Consider the following 24,979-nt stretch of genomic DNA (forward strand, 5'->3'; position numbering starts at 1 on the left):
CTGTGGCCAGCACCGAGGTGGAACGTCACACCGGCGTCGACGTCGAGGACGTGCCGTCGGCGGAGTGGGGTTGGAGCAAGGAGAACCCGCGCGTCATCCACATCTCCCTGCTGCTGGGCGCGGCCTTCCTGCTGGTGATGCTGCGCGGCAACCACGTCGGCCACGTCGAGGACGCCTTCCTCATCGGCTTCGCCGCGATCCTGGTCGGTTGGGTCGCCCGCGACTGGTGGATGCGTAAGCGCGGCTGGACCCGCTAACGCCCCGCCACGACCAGGTCGGAGTCGACCGGGCGGTAGCCACCGCACATCAGTGATTCCACGGCGTCGACCTGCATGTCACAGCAGGCGGCGTCGAGCGCGTGCCGTTTGAACGTGCGCGCCGCCGCACTGAGCCGGTACCGCACCTCCTCGGTGCGTCCGCCCCACTGCGCGGGCCACCGGCCACCCCACAGCACGATCTCGGTGTCCCCCGTCGCCAGCGCATCCCGCACGACGTCGCCGACGGCGCCCAGCGCCTGCGCCGAGACGGCCAGTCCCGCGGCGCGTTCGTCGGCGGACCGCCCGGCCGCGGATCCGAGGTGGTGTCCCCGGACCCCCAGCACCTGCAGCGGGCGCAGATCCTCGGCGTCGAGCAGCCAGGCGTCGACGCGCCAGCCGGCCATCGCCCGGTCGAACAGCCATCCGCCCGCGGACCGCACCAGATCCGCGGTGTCGGCCCCGACCACGTCGAGCCGGTACTCGAGCCGGGTCGCGGCCGCACCGATGCGCATGGGGGCGTGCGGGTCGTCGAGCGGGAGGGATTGGGTCACCACGGGGCAGCTCCGTTCACCGTCGGGGATTGCCCCAGCGTGACACTATCGCGTCGATCTGTAAAGTCTCGATTCGGTCGCCGAACGGCGGCGGCTGAGTCAGACCGGGGTGACGAGCGGAAGCGCTCCCGGCACCTCGGTGAGCGGGGTGGTGATGCCCGCCGCGGTGCGGAGTTCCGCGAAGGCCCGCACCATCGCGTCGGTCGCCTCGTGGGGGTCGTGGAGGGTCTGGTCGTCGGTGAGCACCGAGATGCTCAGCTGGCCCACGTAACTCCACACGGTGATGTTCATCCCGCTGCCCACCACCAGCGGTCCGACCGAGTAGATCTCGTCAACCGACGCGCCCGCGACCAGACCCGGTTCTCGCGGGCCGGGCACGTTGGAAATGGTGAGGTTCATGATCAGGCTGGAGTCCCTGCGGCTCGACTGGTGCCGGAACACCGGGGGTACCAACCGTGGCGGCAGGTAGTTCAGCCACGACGCGATGAGCGTCGGACCGAGCAGATGGTGGTTCTCCTTGGCGATCCGGGTGGCCACCGCCGTCAACCGCACCCGCTCGAGCGGATCGGCGACGTGGACGGCCAGTGACGGGGTCATGTACGAGAACTCGTTGCCGGACAACCGATCCGGATCGGTGTTGAACGCGATCGGCACCCCGGCGATCAACGGGGCGTCGGCGCGGCCGTCGTAGCGCAGCAGCAGTTCGCGCAGCGCACCCGACGCGGTGGCCAGCACGATGTCGTTGAGCGTGACGCCGAGTGTGCGGGCGAGTTCTTTGGCGTCGGCCAGCGCCACCGGCGCCGTGGCGAACCGGCGCCCGGGGGTGACGACGTGATTGAGGAACGTGCGCGGCGGCGCGAAATTGCGGGCGAGGTCGGGGTGGGCGCCGCGTTCCCGGCCCTTGCGGTACACCTGCGAGACCCCGGCGGCGGTGTCGCGCAGCAGCATCGGCAACCGGCCGATCTGCCGCAGGTGGTCACCACCGGCGGCGCGCAGCAGCCCGGCCGACGAGTGCGGCGGCGGGGCGGGTTCGTCGTCGGCCCGCGGGCCCTGCGGCGAGATCACCTGCGACATCTGGTTCGCCGACGCGACCCCGTCGGCGAGCACGTGATGGACCTTGTGCACGATCGCGATCCGGTCGCCGACCAGTCCTTCGACGACGTACATCTCCCACAGCGGTTTCGAACGGTCCAACGGCGTGCTGGCGATCCGCCCGATCAGGTCGTCGAGTTCGCGCCTGCCGCCGGGGGCGGGCAGGTCGACGTGGCGCAGGTGGTAGTCGAAGTCGATGGTCGGGTTGTCCACCCACATCGGATGGTGCAGGCGTCCGGGGATGTCGACGAGGCGGCGCCGCAGCGGGCGCAGCGCCAGCAGTCGCGGGGCGGCCACCTGCCTGGCGTAGTCCCGGCTGTAGCCACCGGGCACCCGGGACACGTCGAGCACCCCCACCTTGAGGGTGTGCATGTGGATCTCGGGCGTCTCGCTGTACAGCATCAGCGCGTCGATGCCGTTGAGTCGCTCCACTGTTCGCCCCGTTTCCTCGGTGTCCTACGGTCCTGTGCCCACCGGCCGCGTTTTCCACACACCGCGCGTTATGTTCTCATTCCAGCCGAAAACCCGCCCAGGAGCGCGATGACACTCACCGCCGGACGCGGTCCGCTCAGCACCGACCCCGCCGGATGGTTCGTCCCGGCGCTGCCCGACGGTGCGGCGTTCGCCGAACCGCATCCGCGGCGGGTGGTGGCGGTACGGGCCGACCGGACGGTGCTCGACACCGAGGACGTCGTGCTGGTGCACCGCCGCGGCCAACCGTTGAGCTATGCGTTCCGACCCGAGGCCGTCGGCGATCTGCCGTCCACGCCCGCGGCGGAGGCACCCGGCTACGTGTACGTGCCGTGGGATGCGGTGGACGCCTGGTTCGAGGAGGGCCGCCGGCTGGTCCACTACCCCCCGAACCCGTACCACCGGGTGGACTGCAGGCCGACGCGGCGGGCGTTGCGGGTCAGCGTCACCGGCACCGTGCTGGTCGACACCGCCGACACCGTCGCGGTGTTCGAGACCGCGCTGCCTCCGGTCCTCTATGTCGACCCCGCGCACGTGCGCGTCGATCTGCTTCGGCGGAGCGAGACCACCAGCTACTGCAACTACAAAGGGTGGGCGACGTACTGGTCGGCGGTCGTCGACGGCACCGTCGTCGACGACGTGGCCTGGTCCTACTTCGAACCGTACGACGAAACACGCTCTATCACCGGCTTTTTCGGCTTCGATCCGGCCCGCGCGGAGGTGGTCGCCGAGCTGCCGCTCACGCCCGCTTGATGACCTCGGCGCCGAACCGCTCGATCGTCTCGCGGGCGTGGGTCAGGCTGTCGCCGGGCACCGTCACCTGCAGCCAGGTGACACCGAGCCGCTCGAGGGCGGCCACCCCGTCGAGGTAGCGGTCGGGGTCGAAGTCGTCGCTGCCCGCATCGCCGCCGTCGATGTTGGTGAACGTGACGTCAACGGTGGCCGGGTCCCGGCCCGCCGCGTCGCAGCGGCGGCGCAGATCGTCGATCGCGGCGCCGAGCCGGGCCACGGAATCGAGTGCGGCGGTGCGCGCGGTCTGGGCCAGCACGGCGGGTGCGGGGAACGGGCACCACCCGTCGCCGTACGTCGCGACCCGCTCGCGGGCGGCCGCGGTGTTCCCGCCGATCCAGATCGGCGGATGCGGTGCGGTCAGCGGCCGGGGGTGGGCCGTGACGCCCTTGGCGGTGAAGTGCCGCCCCTCGAAGGTGAGGTCGTCGGAGGTCCACACCGCCCGGATGGCCGCGAGCGCCTCGGTGAACAGGTCGGTGCGCTCGTCGTAATCGACGCCCAGTGCGGCGAATTCACGCTTGAGGTAGCCCACCCCGACGGCGAGGGTGAACCGGCCACCGGAGAGCAGGTCCAGGGTCGCACCGGCTTTCGCCACCACGAACGGGTTGCGGTACGGCAGCACCACGATGTTCGGGATCAGCCGCAGCGTGGTGGTGTGGGCCGCCGCGTAACCCATCGCGACGAACGGGTCGAGCGCATCGTGCCCCCCGGCCTCGAGCCAGCGCTGAGTGGGCGCCGGATGGTCGGTGAACCCGAAGCCGGAGAACCCCGCCGCCTCGGCCGCCTTCGCGACCGCGGTCACCCCCGCACCGGTCACCAGTTCCGGGTTGTACGGGTGGGTGTGCATCGGGTGGGTGATGGTGAAGTGCACCGATTGCGCTCCTTGCGTCGTCGGCTCGCGTCGTTGTGTCACGGCCGCTATGAGAATACGATTCTCCGCGAAGGCGAAGCCTCTTTTCGCCGAGTAGGGAGAGCCATGGCGGATCTGGACGTCGGTGTCTACGTGCCCCAGATCGGCTTCAGTTACGACGACATGCTGCACCGCGCGATCCGCTGCGAGACGCTGGGCATCGGGTCGCTGTGGCTCTACGACCACCTCTACGGGCCCGGCGCGCCGGACCATCCGTCGCTGGAGGCCTGGACGCTGGCGACCGCGCTGCTCGCCCGCACCGAACGACTGCGGATCGGACACATGGTGCTGTGCAACCAGTTCCGCCATCCCGCCCTGCTCGCCGAGATGGCCACCACCCTCGACCACATCGCGGCGGGGCGGTTCCAGTTCGGCATCGGCAGTGGCTCCATCGAGGACGAGCACCGGCGCGCCGGACTGCCGTGGGGCTCGTTCGCCGAACGCTCCGAACGGCTGGCCGAGACCCTCGAGATCATCACGCAGGCGTTCGACAACGGACGAATCGATGTGGCGGGCAAGCACTATCAGGTGCGCGACCTGCCGGTGACCCCGGGACCGGGCGAGCGGGTGCGGCCGCCGATCGTCATCGGCGGCGTCGGCGAGAAGTACACGCTGCCGCTCGTGGCCCGGTACGCCGACGTGTGGAACGTACCCACCTACGCGCTCGGCGAACTGCGACAGAAGGCCGACACGCTCCGTGCCATCTGCGCCGACGTCGGCCGCGACCCGGACTCGATCGTACTGTCGGTGGAGATGGTGATGGCCCTCGCCCCGGACGACGCGTCGCTGCCCGAGGTGCGACAGCTGGCCGAGAAACGGTTCGGCGGGCCGGGTTTCGGTCTGCACGACGGCGGTATGGTCGGCACCCCATCCGTGATCGTGGACCGGTTGCACGAGCTCGCCGACATCGGTTTCACCCAGGTGGTGCTGTTCACCCACGACCGCGCGTCCGACCGGACGCTCGACCTGCTCGCCGAGCAGGTGCTCGCACGGCTGTGAGGTCAGCGCGGCGCCGAGTAGTGCGGCCTGCCGAGGCCGAGCGCGTGCTGGGCGATCATGTTGCGGAACACCTCGAGGGTGCCGCCGTAGATGCCGGTGGGTCCGGCGAGCCGGAAGATGTACTCCGGTCCCCCGGCCGCGGCGGCGCCGTCCGCATCGACCGGTAGCGCCCCTGCCGCACCGAGGATGTCCATCAGATCCGGCGAGACCTCCCGCATGGTCTGGGCGATCGCCACCCGGCCGAACATCTCCGGGGTGCTCATCGCGGCCTCCATCCGCGCGATCGCCCGACCCAGCCGGTAGGCCACCGACGCGTCCCGCGTGGACACCGCGGCGGCGACCCGGTCCACCGCCTCGGCCATCAGCGTGATGTGTTCGGTCATCACCGCGATCTTCTGCAAACCGTCGTCGCTGCGTTCGCCCGTACCGTGTTCGGCGTCCAGGGCGCCGCGCAGCACCGACCACCCGGCGTTGACCGCCCCGACGCGGTAGCGGTCGCTGATCCGCACATCGCTGTAGTAGGTGATGTTGGTGCGGTCGCCGTCGACGGTGCGCAGCGGCTGGATCTCCACACCCGCCGCCGACAGCGGCAGCAGGAACATGGTGAGGCTCTTGTGTTTCGCCGCCGCCGGGTCGGTGTTGGTGATCAGGAAGACGTACTGCGCGTTGTGGGCGTTGGAGGTGAACATCTTCGAGCCGTTCACGATCCAGTCGTCACCGTCGCGCACGGCCCTGGTCTTGCACGTCGCCACGTCGGAGCCGCCCTCGGGTTCGGTGTAGCCCAGACACAGCCGCAGCCTGCCGGACAGAACGCCAGGCAGCACTTCGTCGTTCAGCTCCTGGGAGCCGAACCGTTCGACGGTGTGTGCGACCATCGCGGTGGTCCCCCAGTGGAACCACGGGGTGTGGGCCCGCCCGATCTCCAGCTCCCAGATGCGCCGGCGTACCGCGGAGAAACCGCCCTCGGCCTCGCTGCGGTAGTCCGCGGCGAGGTAGCCCGCCTCCCCCAGCGCCAGGTGCACGCCCTCGTCGAAGTTCTCCCCGGTCTCCCGGTCCCTGGCGATCACGTCGTCGGTCACCACCGCGGCCAGGAAGTCCCGCAGCTCGCGCTGGAACGCGCGGTCCTCTTCGGACAGGTCGACCACGGCGAAGTCCATCCCATGAGCGTGACATCGCACCGTCGATCTGTAAAGGTGGTGGGACCCGCGCGTCACAGAGGAAGGCATCCCGTTGGGCATCGTCACCACCAGTTCGGACACCGCGTACCACCATGCGCCAGAGGTGATCTACGACTTCGTCACCGACCCGGCGAACTGGACGAAGACGTATCCGGGGAGCAGCTACGTGGGCCGCCTGGACAGCCTGCCGTTGCGGGTGGGCGACATGTGGGAGGAGGGCGGGCCCGATAGCGACAAGATCTTCACCTGGCAGCTCGCGATGGCGGTGCGGCCGCGGCTGTGGATGTTCACCTCGGTGGGCCGCCTCGGACACGACCGCGACGGCAACGGCGGGATGGCAGGCCGGATCACCGTGGAGTACCAGTTCACCCAGCCGGGTGAGGGTGTCACGCTGTTCCGCAGGACCATGACGATCGAGGCGCCCAAGGAGGCGCCGATGCCCGACGGCTTCTTCCGGATCGTCAACCCCGCCAACATCGACCGCTACCACGCGGCGGTCGCGCGTGAGCTCAGCGGTGCAGGGTCCGCCGCAGCGCCGACCCCTGGAGCGCGAACAGCGCTCGGCTGACCTCCCAGTCCGGGAGCAACGAGTCGAATCCGTGGCAGGTGCCGGGGAACACGTGCAGTTCGGTGGCGACGGCGGCCTCGAGCAGGCGCCGTGCGTAGTCGAGCGCCTCGTCGCGCAGCGGGTCGAGTTCCGAACAGCTGATGAACGCCGGTGGCAGCCCGGCCAGTTCGGTGCGGGTGGCCGGGGCGACACCGGTGACCCCCGCCGGGAGGTAGTGCCGCCACATCAGCTCCACCGCGGGCCCGTCGAAGCCGGGGGTGGTGGTGAACTCGCGGTGCGACGGTGTGGCCCGCTCGTCGAGCACGGGCTGGTGCAGCAGCTGGAACACCACGGGCGGGGCGGCGCCGGTCGCCGACGCCTGCGCGAGCAGCGCCGCGAGCGCTCCCCCGGCGCTGCTGCCCGCCACGGCGATCCGCGTCGGGTCAACGTGCAGCGCAACGGCTTCGGTGTGCAGCCACTGCAGAGCGGTCAGCACGTCGTCGTACGCGGCGGGGTGGGGGTGTTCGGGCGCCAGCCGGTAGTCGACGGAGACCACGGTGCACGCGGCGCGACGGGCGAATTCGACGCACTGCCGGTGGTCGGTGTCGAGGTTACCCAGGACGAACGCCCCGGAATGGCAGTAGAGCACCGCGGGCGCCGGCGAGGTGCCGCCGCGGTAGATCCGCACCGCGACCCCGGATCCGGCGGTGGTGTCCTCGATGTCGACGCCGGTGGTGTCGAGCGCGGCCGCGGTCTCCCGGCGCCGGATGTCGAGTGAATCCCGCACGGCCGACAGCGTCGCCGGGGACAGGTCGGTACGGAACGCGGCGAACCGCTCCAGTGCGGGGTCGAGGCGTTCGATCACGCGGTGGCGTTCTCGGCCTTCGCAGAGGTGCCGGACAGCGCGTACGCCGCGGCCACCCCGCACAGCGTCGCGGTGACCGCGGTGGTGATCCGGGCCCGCTGGTCCAGCGCGGGTGACCCGGCGGTGGCCACCTCGACGGCGGTCAGCCCGACGGTGGCGGCCAGGGCCGCGCGGATACCACCGCCGCCGAGCAGGATCGCGCCCAGCGCCGCCTCGCGCATCGCGTACATCCGTGTGAGGTGGTGGCGCTGCGCCTCGGCGCGTACGCCGTCCCCGGCCGGGGTGCTGTCCAGTCGTTTCGGGGCCACCGTGCCGACGGCGCCGAGCAGGACCATCAGCGCCCCGATGACACGCCGAATACGGTGCGAGGCCTGGGGGCTCGCGGGGGTGATCGTCATCGGGGGGCGCTCCTCGTGAGGTCGGTGTGGGTGCGCACCTCGATGTCGGGCAGGTGCGCGGGTGGGTCGAAGGTGTAGTCGGCGGCACGGAACCGGCGGGTCATCGCCCAGAACGCGCGGGCACTGCGCGGCCACTGGGTGACCACCCGCCCGTTGGCCGCGCGGAAGTAGTTGCTGCAGCGCGTGGTCCACACCGTGCCGGCCATCCACCCGTCGATCCTGGCGATGTAGTCGACCATCGTCTGCGGCCGCACCGCGACGTACGAACGGCCCCGCCGCCGCAGATGCCGCAGCGCGCGCACGATGTAGCGGGCCTGGGCCTCGAGCACGAAGATGACGCTGTTTGACCCGACGTTGGTGTTGGGGCCGTAGAGCATGAAGAAGTTCGGGAATCCGGGTACGGCCATCCCGAGGTAGGCGTACGCGCCGTCGCGCCATTTGTCCCGCAGCGCACCGTCTTCGCCGACCACGTCGATCTGCCCGAGGTAGTCGGCCGCGGCGTAGCCGGTGGCGCACAGCACGACGTCGACGTCGAGTTCGGTGCCGTCCTCGGTGACCAGCGACCGCGCCCGCAGCTTCTTCGCCGCGCTCGAGATCACCTCGACGTGCGGTTGGGTCAGCGCCGTGAGGTAGTCGGTCGCGAACACCAGTCGCTTACAGCCCAACGGGTGGCCGGGAGTGAGTCTGCGGCGCAGGTCCTCGTCGAGCACGGTCGCCTCCAGCACCCGGGTCGCGATGCCGGTGAACTCCTGGGTCTTGTCGCTGCCGTTCTCGATGACCGAGATGTTGCGCTCACTGCGCAGCCACAACCGCGTCCGGTACACCCGTTTGGCGAACGGCACGTGGGCGAAGAGCCACTTCTCGCGCTCGGTGTAGGGGCGGTCGGGTTTGGGCAGGATCCACGTCGGCGACCGCTGCACCGAGTACACCTTGGCCGCGACCTTCGCGACCTCCGGAAGCAGTTGCGCAGCAGTCGAACCCGTGCCCAATACCGCGACCCGCGCACCGCTCAGGTCGACACTGTGGTCCCAGCGGGCGGTGTGCATCACGACCCCGGTGAACGGCCCCTCCTCGAACAGATCGGGCATCACCGGCCGGGTGAACATCCCGACCGCGGACACGACGATGTCAAAGCGGTGCCGCTCCCCCGTCGCGGTGGCCAACTCCCAGTTGCGCGCCGCCGCATCCCAGACCGCGGACACGATCTCGGTGCCGAGCACCAGATGCGGTCCGAGTTCGTGGCGGCGCGCGCACGTCTCGAAGTAGTCGAGGATCTCCGGTTGCGCCGACCACAGCCGCGACCAGTCGGCGTTGAGGTCGAACGAATACGAGTAGAGATGCGATTTCACGTCGCACGCCAGACCCGGATAGGTGTTGATGCGCCAGGTGCCGCCGACGCCGTCCTCCCGGTCGAAGATCGTGAAGTCCTCGAAGCCGGCCTTCTTGAGGAAGATCCCGAGCGCCAGCCCGCCCGGGCCCGCGCCGATCACGCCCACCGACAGAGTCTTCCGCACCGCACTCATCCGATCTGCAGGCTCTGGCCGCCGTCGACGACGAGTTCGGCACCGGTGATGAACGACGCCTGCTCCGAGAGCAGGAACGCGACCGCGTCGGCGATCTCGGCGGGCCTGCCGATGCGGCCCGACACCGCCGCGGCGGCGAGCCGGCGCTGGGTGTCCGCGTCGAGCATCGGTGTCTCGACCGCGCCGGGGAGCACGGCGTTGACGCGGATGCCCGACGGCGCGAGCTCCGCCGCGGCGACCTGCGTCAAACCGCGCAGCGCCCATTTCGCCGACCCGTACGCCGCATGGCGCGGGAACGGCCGGATCGCGCCGGTGCTGGCGGTGTTGACGATCGCCGCACCGTCGGCGGCTTCGAGGTGCTTCACCGCCGCCTGGATCCCGAGGAACGGGCCGAGACAGTTGACCCGCCAACTGTTCTCGAACCCGGCGGGCGTCTCGTCGGCGATCGCGGCGCGGTGCAGCACGCCGGCGTTGTTCACCAGCGCGGTGAGGCCGCCGAACCGGGCGACGGTGTCGGCGACCGCATTCGCCCACTGCTGCGGCGAGGTGACGTCGAGTTCGAGCGCCAGCACGTCGTCACCGGAACCGTCACCGGCACCAGCACCGGCACCGGCCACACTGTCGCGCAGTTCGTCGGTCCGCACGTCGCAGGCGGCCACCCGGAAGCCGTCGGAGAGCAGCCGCGACACGATCGCCGCACCCTGTCCGCGTGCGGCGCCCGTCACCAGCGCCACCCGGTTCACTGGTATCCCCCTGTCGGCGCACCCTTTGGCGCGGCCCCGGTGGCCTCGGCGAGATGCGCGGTGGCGCCGCGCCGCAGCGCCTGCGACTCCGAGGCGAGGGTGATCATCCGGAACCCCATGTCGGCGGCCTCCTTTCCGATCGTGCCGCTGCCCGCGTGGACCCCGGCCACCACCCCCGCGGCGCGCGCGGTGGCGGCGAGACCCGCGATCGCGTCGCGGACCTCCGGTTCGCGCCACGCCGCGGTGGGCGCACAGCCCATCGAGACGGCCAGATCGGCGGGGCCGACGTAGATACCGGTCACCCCGGACACCGCGCAGACGTCCGCGCACGCGGACACACCGCGCGCGGTCTCGATCATCGCGAACACGCTCACCCTGTCCTCCAGGTCGGCGGGCACCAGGCCCAAACCGGGCCGCAGCGGGCCGAAGCTGCGCACACCCGTCGGCGGGTAGCGGGTGGCGGCGACCGCGGCCGCCGCCTGGTCCGCGGACTCCACCATGGCGATGACGACCGCGTCCGCGCCGGCGTCGAGCACCCGGCCGATCGGCGCGGGATCGGCGCCTGGCAGCCGCACCGCGGTGGCGATCGGCACGTGTTCGAGGCGGCGCACCAGCGACGCGGCGTCGGCGTCGTCGAGATATCCGTGCTGACAGTCGATTCCGACATAGTTGTAGCCCGCGGAGGCGAACTCCTCCGGCCCGATCGCGGTGGGTCCGACCACCCACCCGCCGAACACCGGTGTGTCCGCGTCCAAGGCGGTCTGCAGTCTGCTGCGCGCCGTCATGCCGTGAGCGCGATCTTCACGCGGGCCGGGGTGGGCAGGCAGGCCAGCTCGAACGCCGCCTGGACGTCGTCGACACCGAACGTGTGGGTGACGTAGGTGGGCAGCAGGCCGGGGTGGTCGCGAGCGAAATCGTCGGCCCGTGTGAGCATCCGGCGCCGTTCGAGTGTCACGCCGGATTTGAGGGTCAGGTTGTTGCGCAACATCGTTCGCATGCTGATCGGGTACACGTCGTCGTCGGCGACACCGAAGTAGAACACGGTCCCGCCGAACGCGACCGCCTCGACCGCGTGGCCGAGGGTGGCGACCTGGTGGCCGACGGCCTCGATCACCACGTCGGGCCGGTCGTCGGTGGGCAGATGGCTGAGCCACCGGTCGCTGGTCGCGCGGACGACGGTGTCCACGCCGAAGGCCGGGCCCACCTCGGTGCGGTCGACCGGGTCGACCCCGGTGACCCGGCGTGCGCCCGCGGCCTTCGCCACGTAGGAGAACAGCAGGCCGATCGACCCCTGGCCGAGCACCGCGACATGCCTGTCGGTCAGGTCGGGTAGCTGTTCGGCCGCGTACAGCACGCACGCCAGGGGTTGCAGCGCGACGGCGTGGTGCGGCGGCAGCGCCGGAGCGTAGGCGGCCAACCCCTCGCCATCGGCCACGACGTACTCCATCAGCCCGTCGAATCCGGAGGCCCAGCCGACCACCCGGTCGCCCTGCTGGTGCGCGGGGTGCCTGCTCGCCACCACCTCGCCGACGATCTCGTGGATCGGGAACCCGTTCATCTCCGCGGCGCTGACGCCGGTGTCGCCGGGCAGTCGTCCCTTCGCACCGCGGAAGCCGGGCAGGTCGCTGCCGCAGATCCCCGCCGCGGTGAACCGCAGCAGCACCTGACCGTCGGCCAGGCGGTCGGCGGACGGTTCGGGCAGGCACCGTCGTTCGAAGGTGTACGGCGCCACCAACCGGTAGGCCCACACGTCAGGCGCCTCCCGCCCGCACTTCGACCGGCACGCTGTTCCAGCCCCACTGGAAACTCGACGGCGGGCGCGACGCGGCCTCGGCGTCGACCGTGAATTCGGTGACTCTCCGCAGCCATTCGGTGACCATGACGGTGATCTCCAGCCGCGCCAGATGCACTCCGAGGCAGAAGTGCTGGCCGCGCCCGAAGGCCAGCAGCCGTTCGATCGGCCGGTCCCAGCGGAAGTCGTCGGGGTCGGCGTACTCGCGCTCGTCGCGATTGGCCGAGGCCAGCAGCGTGATGACACGCTGACCCGGTTCGATGGTGGTGCCGTGGATCGTGACCGGTCGGCGCACCGTGCGGGCGAACCACTGTGCGGGTGCGCAGTACCGGATCATCTCCTCGCGGGCGATCGGGACGTTGGCCGCCGGGTCGGCGCGCACCTGGGCGAGCTGTTCGGGGCGCCGCGCGAGTTCCCACAGTCCGTGCGCGACGATCTTCGGCACCGTCTCGGTGCCGCCGATGAACACGCCGAGAAGTTGGACGGCGGCCTCGGTGTCGGTGAGCGGGGTGCCGTCGGGTTTGCGGTACTCCAGCAGTGCGTCGACGATCGGCAGGTCGGCACCGGACCGGTCGGCGCGTCTGCGTTCGACGAGCGGGATCAGGTACTCGAGGTAACCGGGCCGAGCGTTGGCCACCTCGACGCCGCTGCCGGGCTGGGCCAGGCTGCCTGCGTTCACGGTGGCCAGTACGTCGGCCGCCAGATCGACTGGAAGCCCGATCAATTCGCACACCATCGAGGCGGCGACGATGCCGCCGTAATCCTGGGTGAGGTCGAACCGGCCGGTGGGCAACAGCGCGTCGAGGCGCTCGTTGGCCAACTCGCGGACCCGGTCGGCCAGCCGGCTCACCGATCTCGGCCGGAACGGACCCGAGGTGCAGCGGCGCACATCGGTGTAGACCGGTGCGTCGAAGTTGGCGTGGAACGGCATGGGCGACAAAGGTGGATCGGGTACCGGGCCGGTGTTGTGGGTGGCCAGCACCGCGCTCGACGGCAGGGTGCCCTCGGACGCGACGAACGTACCGTCGTTGACCTCGAGCACCTGCCAGATGTCCTCGAACCGCGACAGCGCGTAGAGGTCCCACTCGTCGACGTAGTACAGCGGATGCTCGTCGCGCAATGTGCGGTAGTACGGCAGCGGATCGGCCATCACCGCCGCGTCGAAGGGATCGTACGAGAACGACTGCGCCAGTCGAGCTTTCGGGCTTGCGGTCATCGGAGCGGCGACTGTGGTAGCGCTTGCAGGATCGAATCCTCCCAGCCGTCGCGCAGCGCCGGGGCGACGCTCATCCACGTGACGATCTCGGCGGGCGGACTGTCCTTCCACGACGGGTAGTGCTCGGCGAAGCAGTCCCAGTCGCCGTCGAGGGCCCAGTAGTGGATGACCTCGTTGAACCGGAACGTCGTGATGAACGAGCCGAGCCACTGCTTGCCGGTGCGTTCCGACCACGGCACGTAGAGCCGCTCGAGTTCGCGGATGTAGTCGTCCTGGCGCCCGGGTTTGGTCTGCATGACCTCCTGGATGACCAGTCCCGCACCGACGTTCGCCTCCCGTAGCTGCGCGAGGGTGCGGTTGCTGCGGCCGGCGTACATGATGCGGCCCTCACCCGAGGCGCCCGTGTCGGTCAGGTACTCCCGCCACGCGGTCGCGGGTCCGGCGTGCGTGCCACCGGCCCGCTGGGCGTTGCCGATGCGGGCGTAGTCGGCGAACGCGTCGATCTCCCAGATGATCGTGACCTGGGGCCAGTGCCCGTTGTAGGGCGTGGTCTCCCAGATCGCGAACAGCCGGGCGCCGAGGTCGGACATCATCGGGTGGTAGACGGCGTCGAACGTCTTCGTGAACTGCTCGACGCCCCCCGATCCGAGCGAGATCGTCTCGTGGAGGTACAGCAGTGTGTGGCTGAAATACTTCTTCATGGCGCGCCAACGCCGCAGGTGGTTGACAGTGGCACCTACGGAGCGTGACACTTGTCGCGTGTTTTGTAAAGGTGCGATGTGACGGCGCGCGAAATCACCACGGAATCGGGCCTCCAGGCGCCCGCGGTGCTCGCCGACGGGTTCTGCTTCGGTGAGGGTCCGCGGTGGTTCGAAGGGCTGCTGTGGTTCTCCGACATGCTGGGCGAGGCGGTGCACACCGTCGACCTGAGCGGGTCGAAGACCACCCTGCCGGTACCGGGCCACGCCCCGTCCGGCCTGGGCTTCCGGCCCGACGGCACGCTGCTCATCGTCTCCGCCGAACGCAGGCAGGTGCTGCGCTACGACGGGGACGCCGTCACCGTCGCAACCGATCTGGGTGGGCAGGTGTCCGCGAATCTCGGGGACATGGTCGTCGACGACGTCGGCCGCGCCTACATCGGGGTGCAGGCCCGTGCGAACGGGGTGATCGTTCGCCTCGACCCCGACGGGACGTCGACGGTGGCCGCCGACGGACTCGACTTCCCCAACGGGTTGGCCATCACCGAGGACCGCGCGACGCTGATCGTTGCCGAGTCGACAGGCAGGCGCCTCAGCGCGTTCGCAATCGCCCCCGACGGCGCCCTGCGGGACCGCCGCGTCTTCGCCGAGGGCCTCGACGGGCCGCCGGACGGTATCGCCGTCGACGCCGGCGGCGGGGTGTGGACCGCACTGACGCTGGCGCGCCAGTTCCAGCGCGTGGTCGACGGGGGCGCGGTCACCGATCGGATCGACATCGGCGACCGGATCGCGATCGCCTGCGCGCTCGGGGGACCCGAGCGGCGGATGCTGTTCCTCGCCTCGGCCACCGACGCCTATCCGGAACGGCTCATCGGCACGAAGAATTCGCGCATCGACACCACGATCGTCGACGTCCCCGGAGCGGGGTTGCCCTGATGTCGGACTCGTACTACGAACTGCTGGGCGAGGATTCGCACGGCGAGCGGTTCGCGGCCACCGACCTGGTGCGCAGTACCTGGTCGGCGGCCATCCAGCACGCAGCGCCGGTCTCCGCGCTGCTGGTCCGCGCACTGCAGCGGTGCGAGCGGCGCGACGACACGCGGCTGAGCCGGGTGATGGTCGACCTGCTGGGTCCCGTCCCCGCCGAGGGTGACCTCTGGGTCAGCGCCCGCCGGGAACGCTCGGGCAAGCAGATCGAACTGGTCAGCGCGGAGATGTCCGCACCGGGACCCGACGGCACCCCACGGCCGGTCGCGCGGGCCAGTGGCTGGCGGCTGCAGCAGCTCGACACCGCCGCCATCGCCCGCGCCGACACTCCTCCACTGCGGCCGCTGACCGAGGCCCGCAGCCGGGACATGGCCAAGGACTGGGATCCCAACTACGTCCACAGCCTCGACTGGCGCTGGCTGACCACACCGCTGGGCGACGGCCCCGGCGAATCCTGGATCACCCCGACGGTCGACCTGGTCAAAGGCGAGTCCATGACCCCGCTCGAGCGGTTGTTCGCCGTCGCCGACGACGCCAACGGCATCGGCGCCAAACTCGACATCCGCAAGTGGACGTTCCTCAACACCGACCTCGTGGTCCACGTGCACCGCATCCCCGACGGCCGCTGGATCGGCATCCGCGCCGAAACCAGTTACGGCCCCGACGGTATCGGCACCACCAGCGGGACGCTGTTCGACGAGGCGGGCGCCGTCGGGGTCATCCAGCAGTCGGTGCTGGTGCGCCCGCGCCCGTCGCGGTAGCCCTACCCTGGACCGGGTGCGGTGGATCATCGACGGGATGAACGTGATCGGCTCCCGCCCGGACGGGTGGTGGCGTGACCGCCGGGCCGCGATGGCCCGCCTCGTCGAGGCGCTGGAACACTGGGCACGCAGCGCGGACCTCGAGGTGACCGTGGTGTTCGAGAAACCGTTGAGCCCGCCGCTGGTCTCCGATGCGGTCACCGTGGCCCATGCGCCGGCACCCGCGCCGAACTCGGCCGACGACGAGATCGTGCGCCTGGTGCGGACGGCTGACGATCCGGGCGAGATCTGCGTCGCGACGTCGGACCGCACACTGGTCGAGCGGGTCCGCGCCGCGGGCGCATCCACCTACCCCGCCGAACGCCTGCGCAACGACATCGACCCGCGCTGAGAGGCGTTCAGTCCACCAAACGCAGTGCGGCGGCCGGACACTGGGTGACGGCCTGGCGCATCCGGTCGTGGTCGGCGGGGGGTCGCTCGGCGCCGTGCACCATCACGGTGCCGTCGTCCTGCACCTCGAACACGTCCTCGGCGATCGACTCGCAGATCCCGTGTCCGGTGCACCGGGTGAGGTCGACTTCCACCCGCATGCTCAACGCACCACCGCGGGCAGGCGTTTGACGCCGTGGACGAACGTGCTGAACAACAGGTCGGGCTCCCCGAACTCGACGTGGCACAGCCGGGTCAGCAACTCCCGGAACAGATGCCGCAGTTCGGCTTTCGCGAGCTGGTTGCCGAGGCAGAAGTGCGGACCGCCGCCGCCGAAGCCCAGGTGCGGATTCGGCGACCGGCTCAGGTCGAAGGTGTGCGGATCGCCGAAGACCGTCTCGTCGCGGTTGGCCGAACAGTAGAACAGCCCGACCTTGTCCCCCGCCCGCACCGGAGCCCCGTTGATCTCGGTGTCGACGGTCGCGAACCGCGCGAACTGCAGAACCGGTGTGGCCCAGCGGATGAACTCCTCGACCGCGGTGCCGATACGTCCGTCGAAGTCGGCCAGCAGCCACTCGCGTTGGGCGGGATGTTCGGTCAGCGCCAGCATCGCATGCGTGGTGGTCTGCTTGGTGGTGTCGTTGCCCGCGGAGGCGAGCAGGATGAGGAACGCGCCGATCTCCTCGTCGGTCAACCGTTTCCCGTCGACTTCGGCGTTGACGATGCTGGTCATCAGATCGTCGCCGGGGTGGTTGCGGCGGAACTTCGCGAGTTCGACGCCGGTGGCCGACAGCAGCATGATCTCGTTGACGGTGTCGGCCGCACGCTCCTCGAGTGAGCTGTATTCGTCGTCGCTCATCGAGAACAGCGTCTCGGCGGCCTTGGCCACCGCGGGCTGGTCGGCCGCGGGCACCCCGAGCATCTCCATGATGGTCAGCATCGGCAGCCGTGCCGAACACGCTGCGACGAAGTCGATCTCACCGACCCCGATGAGATCGTCGACGACGGCGACGGCGTTGTCGTGGATCTGCTGTTCGATCCGCCGCACGTTGCGCGGGGTGAACGCCGAGCTGATCAGCCGCCGGTAGACGGTGTGCTCGGGCGGGTCCATCGTGAGGAAGAACGACGCGAACCGTTGGACATCGGCGGGCATCGGATCGAGCGCGACGCCCTGCGCGGAGGAGAACAGCTCCGGATGCTGGCTGACGTGGGCGATGTCGGCGCGCCGCGTGAGCGCCCAGAACCCGTCCTCCTCCATCGGGAACAGCGACGACAGGGGGTGATGCCAGGTCAGTCCGTCGGCCGCGCGCAGCTGCGCGAACACGGTGTCGCGCTGCGCGAACGGCTGCTGCCAGAACGCGGCCGAGGTGATGTCGATCGAGCTGTACTCGCGGGCCACCGCTGATGGGGAGGTCACGAACTTCAGCGTGACAGTCGACACGAAATTTGTAAAGCTACCGGGGTGACCTCCGTGTCGACCGATCAGAATGCGACCCGCGAGCGGATCCTGGCCGCGACCGCGGAGGTGCTCGGCCGCAACGGGATGACGAAGCTGAGCCTGTCGCAGGTCGCCGCGCAGGCGCGGGTGTCACGGCCGACGCTCTACCGCTGGTTCCCGTCCAAGCAGGATTTGTTGAGCGCGTTCGTGGTCTGGGAGCGTTCGATCTACGAACGCGCCGTCGCCGAACTGCCCGCCCACCTGTCGCCCGAGGAACGCCTCGACGCCGTTCTGCGGATCATCGTCGACTACCAGCGGTCCTACCCGGGTCTGCGGATGGTCGACATCGAACCCGCGCAGGTGATCGCCCGTCTCGCCCGCATCCTGCCGTGGATGCGCGAACGCGTGGAACGCGGCATACCCGGACCGGACGCCGGCCTCGCCGCGGCGACCGTTGTGCGGGTGGCGATCTCGCACTACCTGGTCCGCGGCGACGACGCCGACGACTTCCTCACCCAGCTCCGGCACGCCGCGGGGCTGACCTGAACGCCTCAGGAGCGCCACGCCGCGGCCGGGTCGGCCAGCACCTCGTCGGTGTGGGCACCGAGGCGCGGGGCCGGCGAGCGCGGCGCGCACGGGGTGCCGTGGAAGTCGGCGGGGGTGGCGACCATCGGGACCGTACCGTCACCGTCGGGGACGTCGACGATGCCGCCCGCGGCGTGGAACTGCTCGTCGCCGACGACGTCTTCGAGCGTGTTGATCGGCGACCAGAACAGATCCGGTTCCGCGGCGAAGGTCTCGGCCCACTCGGCCAGGGTCCTGGTGGCGAAGATCGCGTCGAGTTCGGTGATCAGGTCGCGGGCGTGCACCGCGCGCGCCCGGCCGGAGGCGAACCGCTCGTCGTGCAGCCAGTCCGGCCGACCGACGCTGCGGCACAGGGCGGGCCAGTGCCGGTCGCCCTGCAGCCCGACGATCCAGAAGCGGCGGCCGTCCCCGGCGGTGTAGTTGTTCATACAGGGGTTGCCCATCGTCTCGCGCTGACCGATGGCGATCTGCTGGCCGGTCAGCAGGAACGTGTTGAGGTCGAAGCTGATCGTGTACGCACCCTGGCGGTACAGCGAGGTCGTCACCAGCTGCCCGGCGCCGGTGCGCGCACGGGCCACCAGGGCCGCGCACACCGCGCCCGCCAGCGTCATCCCGACCGAATGGTCGCCCATGCCGCCGCGCTGGAACGGCGGATCTTCACCGGGCCTGGTGAGCAGGTGCGCCAGACCGGCGCGCGCCCAGAACGCGGCGACGTCGTAGGCGGCCCGGTCGGCGTCGGGTCCCTCGACGCCGTATCCGGTGATGAGCCCGTAGACCAGCCGCGGGTTCCGCGCGGCCAGCGTCTCGAAGTCCAGCCCGAGGCGCCGCAGCGCCGACGGCCGCACGTTGGTCACGAAAACATCTGCGCCGCAGAGCAGTTCGCGGACAGCGTCGCGGCCGGTCTCCGACGTCAGGTCCACTGCGACGCTGCGTTTCGAGCGGTTGTCCATCTCGAAGGGCGGGTTCAGGTCGTCGCCCACCCCGAGCATGCGGCCGAACATCCGGGCCGGATCCCCCGACGGCGGTTCCACCTTGACCACATCAGCGCCCCAGTCGGCCAGGATGCCGCCCGCCGCGGGCGCGGCCACCCACACACCCAGTTCGACGACCTTCACCCCATCCAACGGTCCCGGCATCGGCCCTCCTGTTGGTCGCAACTCAGAACTGGTTTACAGTCTGACTCTAATTTGTAAACTCACCACGGCATGATGCCCGAGGAGGCGCAGAACCGGTGACGAAGACGTTCGGCATTGTGCCCGCCGCCGGTCTGGCCGCACACCTCGGGCGGAGTGTGCGGCGCGTGGCCGCCGACGCCGCGCTGCGAGGCGCGCGGCCGTTCCCCCGCTCCGTCGCCGACCTCGACGCGCCCACGCTCTCGCGGCTGATGGGCCGCACGGTCACCTCCGTCTCGGTCCTCGGCGGGGACGCGGGCACGTCCGCGCGGGCGCGGCTCGCGCTGACCGGAGACGGCGTCCCGGACACCGTGTTCGTCAAGCTGCCCGCCGAGACGGCGGCGACGCGCCTGATGGGCGAGCTCGGCAGACTCGGCGACACCGAGGTGCGGTTCTACCGCGAGCTGCGGCCGGAGCTGACCGGTGTGCCCGCCGTGCACGGCACCGCGTTCGACCGGCTCACCGGCCGCTACGTGCTCGTCCTCGAGGATCTGCCCGCCGGCCAGTGCCGGTTCCCCGACACGCTGCACCCGCTGGACCGCGACGAGACCGCGCTGGTGGTGGAACTGCTGGCCCGGCTGCACGCGACGTTCTGGGGGCGGCTGCCCGTGCCGGGGCAACGCGGACCGTTCGACTGGGTGTACACCGCCTCCGCCGATCGCACGTCGCTGCTCACCGGCACGCTGTTGAAGACCTCCGCGCGCCGGATCGCCGAATCCACCGACATCCCCGTGCACGTCGGCCGGTACATCGACGAGAACTACCGTGAGGTGGCGCGGCTGATCGACGAACCGCCGCACACCGTCATGCACGGGGACGCCCATCCGGGCAACGTCTACTTCCGCGACGGCGCGGCCGGGCTGCTCGACTGGCAGGCGGTGCGGCGCGGGCATCCGAGCCGGGAACTGGCGTACACGATCGTCACGGGCATGACGCCGCAGGACCGCCGCGAACACCAGCGCGAGTTGCTCGACACCTACCGTCGCGCGCTGGCCGCTGCGGGCGGTCCCGAACTCGACGGTGACGAGCTGTGGCGCCGATACCGCCAGGGCGCGCTCTACGCCTATGTCGCCGCGCTCATCACCGCGGGGATGGGCGGGATGCAGGACGAGGCGATCGCCCACGAGGGCCTGCGCCGGGCGGTGGCCGCGCTGCAGGACCTCGACACCGTGGCCGCCCTGACGGTGTGATTCTGTCGCCGCCGGTGATGCGAAACCGCCGATGAGGCGTTACAGGCTCTACCATCGGTGAAACATCCACCCCGTCGACCAAGGCCAGGACGTGAACGAACCAGTGCCCGACCGGCGCGACGCCGCCGAGTTCGACGACACGTCGACGCAGCACCGCATCCTGGCGGCCACCGCCGAGGTACTCGCCCGCAGTGGCCAGACCAAGCTGAGCCTGTCGGAGGTGGCGCTGCAGGCCGGGGTGTCGCGCCCGACGCTGTACCGGTGGTTCGCCGACAAGCAGGAACTGCTCGACGCGTTCGGCCGCTACGAGCGGGCGATGTTCGACCGCGGGATCAGCCAGGCGACGCAGGGGCTGCGCGGCACCGAAAAGCTCGACGCCGCACTGCGTTTCATTGTCGCCTATCAGCAGTCGTATTCGGGTGTCCGGCTCGTCGACATCGAACCGGAGGTGGTGATCGCGCAGTTGTCGCGGATCATCCCGCTGATGCGCGCGCGACTGGAGAAGCTGTTGACGGGCGCCAACGCCCCGGTGAAGGCCGCCACGGCGATCCGGGTCGCGGTGTGCCACTACATCGTGCGCAGCGACGACGGTGACGAGTTCCTCGCTCAGCTGCGTCACGCGGTGGGTATCCGGCAGTCCGACTGACCGGGATTCCGCACCGGGCGCGCCGTCGAGCAATCCACGAATGCGGCGTACGCGGGCCGCTCCAGGCGACGACGGGGCACCGGTCCGGCAGTCGGCGCCACCGCAGCCGGAACCGATCGCGAGGCCACGCCGCACCTCAAGCCCTCATCTTTCGCGCACGCCGTGCTCGCACAGCGCCGGCAACCGGGCGCACCCGCGGTCTCGGCGGACTGCAGGCGCCGGACCGCAGCGAACATCGACGGCGATGGCGCTGTTTCTCGAAGCAATGACGCCGCCGGAAGTGGGTTGTGACCTGGTGCCGCGAGTGGTCTCATTGCTCAATCGGCGGCGTCGCCGCCGGTCTGGGTTGCCGGGTGATCATTCGATCCCCCGGCATCCCCGAGGCAGGATCGTCCTTGGACCATCGGCACGTGGTCCTCGGTGTGGGGAGGGCGTTGTGGCCCCGCGACGTTGGCACTCGTTCGTGGGCATCGTGGTGCTCACCGCAGGCCTGTTCCTGGGCGGCGCGGGCGGCGGGATCGCCGCCGCCCACCCTGACTCGTCCGGTTCGACGGCCGGCGAGTCGACCGACAGCGGTGCCGGCGACAGCGACCGGGCCGACGACACCAGCGCCATCGACCACACGGGCACCACGGACGACGGGACGCACCCCGCCGATGAGACGTCCGGCTTCGATGAGCCTGCGCCGGATGAGGATGAGGATGAGGCCGACACGTCCGGCTCGAGCAGCTGGGACGTGTGGTCAGAGCCGCCGGTCGACGCCGACCTGTCGGCCACCACGTCCGACTCCGACTCCGCCGCAACGTCGTCGGACTCGACCGGCGACGGGACCGCACCGCTGACAGACACCTCACCTGCCGCCGAGCCTGCTCCTGCGCCCGTTTCCGAACCGGTCACCCCCGCGGTTGAGCCGGCGATCGCCCCACCGCCACCGGTAGAAGCTTCCGCGCCGGTGAGCGTCCCCGTGGCCGACCCACCGGCCCCGGCCTCGGCGCCGATGACGACGAGCGTGCCACCGCCACTGCAGGCGATCCCGCCCGCGCCCTACCCCGTCCTGTTACCTCCCGCATACATCTGGGTGTTGGAGAACATCGTGGATCCCATCGTCGCTACCGTCGAGCGGCTGCTGCAGATCCCGGCCGATCTCTACCGCGCCCTGGTGAGCCTGCTCGGCGCCCAACCGTCGACGGCGGGGCTGCCAGACCTGGCCCTGGGCGGTGGCTTGTCGCCAGATGTCGCGTCCTTCATGACGTCGCCGTTGGCCCTGCTCCTCCTGCCACACCTCGACAGCTTCACCGTGCCCGCACCGGGCGCGGGGCCGGTCGGCGTCGTCCCGGCCGCCACCGACATGCTGGCGCTTCTCAGCCATCCACAAAACGTCACCGGCGCGCCCGCCGAGCCCCCAGGCATGGTGGCCGCCCCGAGCGCCCCGGCCGCAGGGTCGTGGCTCGAGAACGCCATCGAGCGGATCGACGACATCGCGGTACCGGCGTCGCTGGCCGTGCTGGCGGCGACGGCGCTGCCCGGCATCGGCGGAATACTCGTCCTCACCGCGGTGGGCATTCGACTCGGGTACCGGCAGGCCAGGGCCGGTATCGCGGTCCGGGTCTCGGCGGTCGCACGGTTCCTGGAGCCCGAGCACGGCGGCAGCGGTCCGGGCGCGGTGGTGACGTTCCCGCGCTGGCGGCCACGTGCCGGACCGCCGGACGGGGCCCCGGAGTCCATTGCGCTGGGCCGCGCCGCCTGACACCGCCTCGGAGAATCATCTCCTTCCAAATGGAGAACGGTATTTCCATCATTCGGCTGACGACCCGGCCAATTTTTGTAACGCTTGACGTATGACGACTGTGGAGACCGAATCCGGCGTTCTCGCCGGTGACGAGCGGATGTTGATCGACGGCGAACTGCAACTGACCGGCAGTGGCGCCACGTTCGACGTGATCCATCCGGCCAGCGAGCAGGTGGCGGGCCAGGCCACCGACGGGACCGTCGACGACATGGGTCGCGCGGTGGCCGCGGCACGCCGAGCATTCGACGAGACGGACTGGTCACGGGATCTCGACTTCCGGTACCACTGCCTGACCCAGCTGCACGAGGCGCTCGAACGCAACAAGGAGCGGCTGCGGCGCATCCTCATCACCGAGGTGGGCTGTCCGGTCACCGTGAGCGGCAGCCAGATCGAGAGCCCGATCGAAGAGGTCAAGCACTGGGCCGAACACGGGAAGAACTTCGACTACCTCGTCGACACCGGTGTGCACCCGACCCAGTTGGGCCCCGCGCGCCGCAAGATCCACTACGAACCGGTGGGTGTCGTCGGCGCGATCACGCCGTGGAACGTGCCGTTCTACCTCAACATCGCCGAGACGGTGCCCGCGCTGATGGCCGGGAACACCGTCGTGCTCAAGCCCGCTCAGCTGACGCCGTGGTCGGGCAGCGAGTACGGCCGCATCGTCGCCGAGGAGACCGACATCCCGGCCGGGGTGTTCAACGTCGTCGTCTCCAATGCCAACGAGGTCGGGGCGGCACTGTCGGCGGATCCGCGGGTGGACATGATCACCTTCACCGGGTCGACGGCCACCGGGCGGGCGATCCTGGCCGCCGGTGCGCCGACGGTGAAGAAGACGCTGCTGGAGTTGGGCGGCAAGTCGGCCCACATCGTGCTCGACGACGCCGATTTCAATTCCGCACTGCCGATGGCGGCGATGATGGCGTGCGTGATGAGCGGTCAGTCCTGCATCCTGCCGTCGCGAATCCTGTTGCCGCGCAGCCGGTATGACGAAGGTCTGGCGATCCTCAAGACCATGATGGAGGGTTTCCCGGTCGGCGATCCATGGACGCCGGGCAACATGCAGGGTCCGCAGATCAGCGAGACCCAGCGGCAGAAGGTGCTCGGGCTGATCAGGAGCGGCATCGACTCGGGCGCACGGTTGGTCACCGGAGGCGGCGTCCCGGAGCACCTGCCGGTCGGCTACTACACCCAGCCGACGCTGCTCGCCGACGTCGACCCGGACAGCCAGATCGCCCAGGAGGAGATCTTCGGGCCGGTACTGACGGTGACGCCGTACGACACCGACGACGATGCCGTCGCGATCGCCAACAACACCATCTACGGGCTGTCCGGCGAGGTGTCCGGCGGAGATGTGGACCGCGCATTCGCGATTGCGTGCCGAATGCGGACCGGCAACGTGACGATCAACGGCAAGAGCCACTTCGGCATCACCAGCCCGTTCGGCGGCACCAAACAGTCGGGGCTGGGGTACCGCAACGGCGAAGAGGGCTACAAGGAGTACCTGGAGGCGAAGACCATCGGCATGCCCGAATGATCGACGAGATCACGGCGCTGCTCTACCGGTACGCCCGTGCCGTCGACACGAAGGACTGGGAGCTCTACCGGTCGGTGTTCACCGAGGACGCCCGCATCGACTACTCGTCGGCCGGTGCGGTGGTCGGCAGCCGCGACGAGGTGGTCGACTGGTTCGCCGCGAATTTCGGGGTGCTGCCGTGGAGCATGCACTACATCACCAACATCGAGATCCTCGAGCACGACGGCGATTCGGCCACGGTGCGGGCGATGTTCTACAACCCGATGCAGCTGCCCGGGATGCCCGAGATGTCTTCGTGCGGCGGCTATTACCACCACGAGGTGGTGCGCACGCCGGACGGGTGGCGCAGCCGCAGCCTGCGCGAGGAGAACGTCTGGTTCGCCAACGCGCCGGCGCGTACCGGTTGACCGATTCGCCGA

The 24,979-nt window shown here is 70.2% G+C and carries 28 protein-coding genes; 13 read left to right on the top strand and 15 right to left on the bottom strand.

Annotation, left to right across the window (positions count from 1 at the left end; genetic code table 11):
- Positions 1-2: 2 nt before the first annotated feature.
- Positions 3-257 (top strand): DUF2631 domain-containing protein, encoded by a 255-nt coding sequence (locus AU194_RS23370; protein WP_059091645.1) that lies wholly within the window; start codon positions 3-5, stop codon positions 255-257.
- Here the strand turns inward: AU194_RS23370 and AU194_RS23375 are convergent.
- Both AU194_RS23375 and AU194_RS23380 read right to left on the bottom strand, forming a co-directional pair.
- Positions 254-808, bottom strand: a complete 555-nt coding sequence (locus tag AU194_RS23375; protein ID WP_231743557.1) for a hypothetical protein — start codon at positions 806-808, stop codon at positions 254-256. The genes AU194_RS23370 and AU194_RS23375 overlap by 4 nt on opposite strands.
- A gap of 99 nt (positions 809-907) precedes the next feature.
- Positions 908-2,332 (bottom strand): wax ester/triacylglycerol synthase family O-acyltransferase, encoded by a 1,425-nt coding sequence (locus AU194_RS23380; RefSeq protein ID WP_059091647.1) that lies wholly within the window; start codon positions 2,330-2,332, stop codon positions 908-910.
- 108 nt (positions 2,333-2,440) lie between these two features.
- Here AU194_RS23380 and AU194_RS23385 point away from each other — a divergent pair, with 108 nt between their 5' ends.
- Positions 2,441-3,124 carry a DUF427 domain-containing protein gene (locus tag AU194_RS23385; protein ID WP_059091648.1) on the top strand — a complete coding sequence of 228 codons (684 nt, stop codon included), beginning with the start codon at positions 2,441-2,443 and terminating at the stop codon, positions 3,122-3,124.
- Here AU194_RS23385 and AU194_RS23390 read toward each other — a convergent pair.
- Positions 3,111-4,031 (bottom strand): LLM class F420-dependent oxidoreductase, encoded by a 921-nt coding sequence (locus AU194_RS23390; RefSeq protein ID WP_059091649.1) that lies wholly within the window; start codon positions 4,029-4,031, stop codon positions 3,111-3,113. The genes AU194_RS23385 and AU194_RS23390 overlap by 14 nt on opposite strands.
- 105 nt (positions 4,032-4,136) lie before the next feature.
- On the opposite strand from AU194_RS23390, the gene AU194_RS23395 reads away from it, so the two are divergent.
- On the top strand, positions 4,137-5,069 hold the full coding sequence (locus AU194_RS23395) for an LLM class flavin-dependent oxidoreductase (RefSeq protein WP_059091650.1): 933 nt from the start codon (positions 4,137-4,139) through the stop codon (positions 5,067-5,069).
- A 2-nt stretch (positions 5,070-5,071) separates the two neighbouring features.
- On the opposite strand, the gene AU194_RS23400 is transcribed toward AU194_RS23395, so the two are convergent.
- The gene (locus AU194_RS23400; protein ID WP_059091651.1) at positions 5,072-6,226 is read right to left on the bottom strand and encodes an acyl-CoA dehydrogenase family protein; all 1,155 of its coding nucleotides are present in this window, start codon (positions 6,224-6,226) and stop codon (positions 5,072-5,074) included.
- Positions 6,227-6,299: 73 nt separating this feature from the next.
- Between AU194_RS23400 and AU194_RS23405 the strand changes: the two genes are divergently transcribed.
- Positions 6,300-6,815, top strand: coding sequence for an SRPBCC family protein (locus tag AU194_RS23405; protein WP_059091652.1), 516 nt, complete (start codon positions 6,300-6,302; stop codon positions 6,813-6,815).
- Here AU194_RS23405 and AU194_RS23410 read toward each other — a convergent pair.
- The 8 genes from AU194_RS23410 to AU194_RS23445 are packed head-to-tail and all read right to left on the bottom strand — an operon-like array spanning position 6,757 to position 14,032.
- Positions 6,757-7,659 carry an alpha/beta hydrolase gene (locus AU194_RS23410; RefSeq protein WP_059091653.1) on the bottom strand — a complete coding sequence of 301 codons (903 nt, stop codon included), beginning with the start codon at positions 7,657-7,659 and terminating at the stop codon, positions 6,757-6,759. The two genes, AU194_RS23405 and AU194_RS23410, sit on opposite strands and share 59 nt — an antisense overlap.
- A complete protein-coding gene (locus AU194_RS23415; protein WP_059091654.1) occupies positions 7,656-8,057 on the bottom strand; it encodes a hypothetical protein in 402 nt (133 codons plus the stop codon). Before AU194_RS23415 ends, AU194_RS23410 begins: the two co-directional genes overlap by 4 nt.
- Positions 8,054-9,580 carry an NAD(P)/FAD-dependent oxidoreductase gene (locus AU194_RS23420; protein ID WP_059091655.1) on the bottom strand — a complete coding sequence of 509 codons (1,527 nt, stop codon included), beginning with the start codon at positions 9,578-9,580 and terminating at the stop codon, positions 8,054-8,056. Before AU194_RS23420 ends, AU194_RS23415 begins: the two co-directional genes overlap by 4 nt.
- Positions 9,577-10,323: an SDR family NAD(P)-dependent oxidoreductase gene (locus AU194_RS23425; protein WP_059091656.1), complete on the bottom strand. Its 747-nt coding sequence runs from the start codon at positions 10,321-10,323 to the stop codon at positions 9,577-9,579. The genes AU194_RS23420 and AU194_RS23425 overlap by 4 nt, the downstream gene beginning before the upstream one ends.
- Positions 10,320-11,108 carry an HpcH/HpaI aldolase/citrate lyase family protein gene (locus AU194_RS23430; RefSeq protein ID WP_059091657.1) on the bottom strand — a complete coding sequence of 263 codons (789 nt, stop codon included), beginning with the start codon at positions 11,106-11,108 and terminating at the stop codon, positions 10,320-10,322. The genes AU194_RS23425 and AU194_RS23430 overlap by 4 nt, the downstream gene beginning before the upstream one ends.
- Positions 11,105-12,073: a zinc-binding dehydrogenase gene (locus AU194_RS23435; protein ID WP_059091658.1), complete on the bottom strand. Its 969-nt coding sequence runs from the start codon at positions 12,071-12,073 to the stop codon at positions 11,105-11,107. The genes AU194_RS23430 and AU194_RS23435 overlap by 4 nt, the downstream gene beginning before the upstream one ends.
- 1 nt (position 12,074) lies before the next feature.
- Complete coding sequence (locus AU194_RS23440; protein WP_059091659.1) at positions 12,075-13,331, bottom strand: cytochrome P450; 1,257 nt, start codon at positions 13,329-13,331, stop codon at positions 12,075-12,077.
- Positions 13,328-14,032: an NIPSNAP family protein gene (locus AU194_RS23445; protein ID WP_157576460.1), complete on the bottom strand. Its 705-nt coding sequence runs from the start codon at positions 14,030-14,032 to the stop codon at positions 13,328-13,330. The genes AU194_RS23440 and AU194_RS23445 overlap by 4 nt, the downstream gene beginning before the upstream one ends.
- A gap of 78 nt (positions 14,033-14,110) precedes the next feature.
- Here AU194_RS23445 and AU194_RS23450 point away from each other — a divergent pair, with 78 nt between their 5' ends.
- From AU194_RS23450 to AU194_RS23460, 3 genes are read left to right on the top strand one after another with little or no spacing between them, the layout of a single operon-like run.
- Positions 14,111-14,965, top strand: coding sequence for an SMP-30/gluconolactonase/LRE family protein (locus AU194_RS23450; protein WP_059091661.1), 855 nt, complete (start codon positions 14,111-14,113; stop codon positions 14,963-14,965).
- On the top strand, positions 14,965-15,777 hold the full coding sequence (locus tag AU194_RS23455; RefSeq protein WP_059091662.1) for a thioesterase family protein: 813 nt from the start codon (positions 14,965-14,967) through the stop codon (positions 15,775-15,777). The genes AU194_RS23450 and AU194_RS23455 overlap by 1 nt, the downstream gene beginning before the upstream one ends.
- 16 nt (positions 15,778-15,793) lie before the next feature.
- Positions 15,794-16,168, top strand: a complete 375-nt coding sequence (locus tag AU194_RS23460; protein ID WP_082698812.1) for an NYN domain-containing protein — start codon at positions 15,794-15,796, stop codon at positions 16,166-16,168.
- 7 nt (positions 16,169-16,175) lie between these two features.
- Here AU194_RS23460 and AU194_RS23465 read toward each other — a convergent pair whose 3' ends face one another.
- Both AU194_RS23465 and AU194_RS23470 read right to left on the bottom strand, forming a co-directional pair.
- Positions 16,176-16,367, bottom strand: coding sequence for a ferredoxin (locus tag AU194_RS23465; protein WP_059091664.1), 192 nt, complete (start codon positions 16,365-16,367; stop codon positions 16,176-16,178).
- A gap of 2 nt (positions 16,368-16,369) precedes the next feature.
- Complete coding sequence (locus tag AU194_RS23470; RefSeq protein WP_059091780.1) at positions 16,370-17,623, bottom strand: cytochrome P450; 1,254 nt, start codon at positions 17,621-17,623, stop codon at positions 16,370-16,372.
- 45 nt (positions 17,624-17,668) lie between these two features.
- Here AU194_RS23470 and AU194_RS23475 point away from each other — a divergent pair, with 45 nt between their 5' ends.
- The gene (locus AU194_RS23475; RefSeq protein WP_059091665.1) at positions 17,669-18,190 is read left to right on the top strand and encodes a TetR/AcrR family transcriptional regulator; all 522 of its coding nucleotides are present in this window, start codon (positions 17,669-17,671) and stop codon (positions 18,188-18,190) included.
- A 5-nt stretch (positions 18,191-18,195) separates the two neighbouring features.
- Here the strand turns inward: AU194_RS23475 and AU194_RS23480 are convergent, their stop codons facing one another.
- On the bottom strand, positions 18,196-19,365 hold the full coding sequence (locus tag AU194_RS23480) for a CaiB/BaiF CoA-transferase family protein (protein WP_059091666.1): 1,170 nt from the start codon (positions 19,363-19,365) through the stop codon (positions 18,196-18,198).
- Positions 19,366-19,460: 95 nt separating this feature from the next.
- On the opposite strand from AU194_RS23480, the gene AU194_RS23485 reads away from it, so the two are divergent.
- The 5 genes from AU194_RS23485 to AU194_RS23505 all read left to right on the top strand — a co-directional run bounded on the left by AU194_RS23485 (position 19,461) and on the right by AU194_RS23505 (position 24,967).
- Positions 19,461-20,591 (top strand): phosphotransferase, encoded by a 1,131-nt coding sequence (locus AU194_RS23485; protein WP_059091667.1) that lies wholly within the window; start codon positions 19,461-19,463, stop codon positions 20,589-20,591.
- 91 nt (positions 20,592-20,682) lie between these two features.
- Positions 20,683-21,237: a TetR/AcrR family transcriptional regulator gene (locus tag AU194_RS23490; protein WP_059091668.1), complete on the top strand. Its 555-nt coding sequence runs from the start codon at positions 20,683-20,685 to the stop codon at positions 21,235-21,237.
- A gap of 436 nt (positions 21,238-21,673) precedes the next feature.
- Complete coding sequence (locus AU194_RS23495) at positions 21,674-22,984, top strand: hypothetical protein (protein WP_059091669.1); 1,311 nt, start codon at positions 21,674-21,676, stop codon at positions 22,982-22,984.
- Between the two features lie 91 nt (positions 22,985-23,075).
- On the top strand, positions 23,076-24,560 hold the full coding sequence (locus AU194_RS23500; RefSeq protein ID WP_059091670.1) for an aldehyde dehydrogenase family protein: 1,485 nt from the start codon (positions 23,076-23,078) through the stop codon (positions 24,558-24,560).
- Positions 24,557-24,967, top strand: a complete 411-nt coding sequence (locus AU194_RS23505) for a nuclear transport factor 2 family protein (protein ID WP_059091671.1) — start codon at positions 24,557-24,559, stop codon at positions 24,965-24,967. The genes AU194_RS23500 and AU194_RS23505 overlap by 4 nt, the downstream gene beginning before the upstream one ends.
- The last annotated feature ends 12 nt before the right edge of the window (positions 24,968-24,979 follow it).

Source organism: Mycobacterium sp. GA-2829, assembly GCF_001499965.1.
GTDB lineage: Bacteria > Actinomycetota > Actinomycetes > Mycobacteriales > Mycobacteriaceae > Mycobacterium.